Annotated in this window: 2 protein-coding genes; both read left to right on the top strand. The window is 44.0% G+C overall.

All coding sequences use genetic code 11. The features are described 5' to 3' along the window. Positions 1-631 (top strand): RHS repeat-associated core domain-containing protein (locus tag VT06_RS16775; protein ID WP_046555478.1); only part of this gene is annotated, 631 nt, incomplete at its 5' end. A gap of 110 nt (positions 632-741) precedes the next feature. After that, a complete protein-coding gene (locus tag VT06_RS16770) occupies positions 742-966 on the top strand; it encodes a hypothetical protein (protein ID WP_152659062.1) in 225 nt (74 codons plus the stop codon). Positions 967-1,113 lie beyond the last annotated feature (147 nt).

Here is a 1,113-nt window from a genome sequence, read left to right as displayed (position 1 = left end):
TGGTTACCGCGATTACGACCCACAAACCGGCCGCTGGACAGCAAGAGACCCCATCGGCTTTGCGGGTGGTGATACCAACCTGTATGGCTATGTGTTGGGTGATCCTATCAACTTTATTGATAGTAACGGCCTGTCAGGCATGGACTGGGTGTTTGGTGGGATTTACAACCTTACAGGTGGTTGGGTACCTTCCCAAGGATTGGTAGATGGCGCAGCGGGTTTTGGAGATGGTATAGTTTCAACGATCAGTGTGGGTACTCTTGAACTGGGGACGGTAAGAGAGATAATGGGTACTGACGGTGCTGTTAATAAAAATTCTTCATTTTATAAATCAGGTACATACACTGGCGCTGCCTATGCTTCAGCGGGTAGTTTGGCTGGTGCTGCAAGATCTGGGTATGTAACCTATCAAGCAAGAAAAAAAGCAGCAGCTTGGCGGTTTAATAGCAAAGCGTCGCGAAAAACCAAAATAAATAAAATGACGAAAGCAGGCAAGTTTAGGCCAATTATAGGTAATGTAGTGTGGACTCTTGCTGGTGGCGCTGGTGTAGCCTCTTGGCTTGAATTGTTTGACTTTGATTTAATTGATGAGGCGTGGGACTTTCACGACGAAAGGAGGGCTTGCAAGTGAGGTTTAACTCTGTCTTCGGTAGGCCTTCAATTTTATGGTTTTTTATAAGTTTATTTCTTATTGCTTTTCTCTTGTATGACTTTTACATGGTCTTATTTTACGGAGAAATAATGATGCTGAGATCGGCAGAGTATGTTCGTTATGACGATGGCTTTGCCGGTTCAGTTGTTTTCCTTATGGCTTTATTAGTGAAAATTCCAGTGTTTTGCGGTGCAGTGCTGTATGTTTTTTATTGTATTGCAAATTTCTCCGACTTCAGAAATGGCAAAAACAAAGCTGAACAAGTAAAAAGTGGTTTTAGGCACAGAAAGAAAAATAAGAAGAGGCGAGGTTAAACAAGGAAAAAGCGTGGGGTTGTGAACTAGCAACTAGCCATTTACTTGATACCAATACAGCAGCACCGGCCGTTTACTGGCAGTAACCATGGCCGATAAAGCCATAACCTACCGCCATAATGCGCTGGGGCAGCGGGTGGCTAAGTT

The organism is Arsukibacterium sp. MJ3 (assembly GCF_000987765.1).
Lineage (GTDB): Bacteria > Pseudomonadota > Gammaproteobacteria > Enterobacterales > Alteromonadaceae > Alishewanella.
Note: the sequence above shows the minus strand (reverse complement) of the source record. Positions and strands in the feature narration are given on the sequence as shown.

Excerpts from the sequence above, each read along its gene's own strand:
- VT06_RS16770 (WP_152659062.1), top strand. The coding sequence starts at position 742 with ATGATGCTGAGATCGGCAGAGTATGTTCGTTATGACGATGGCTTTGCC.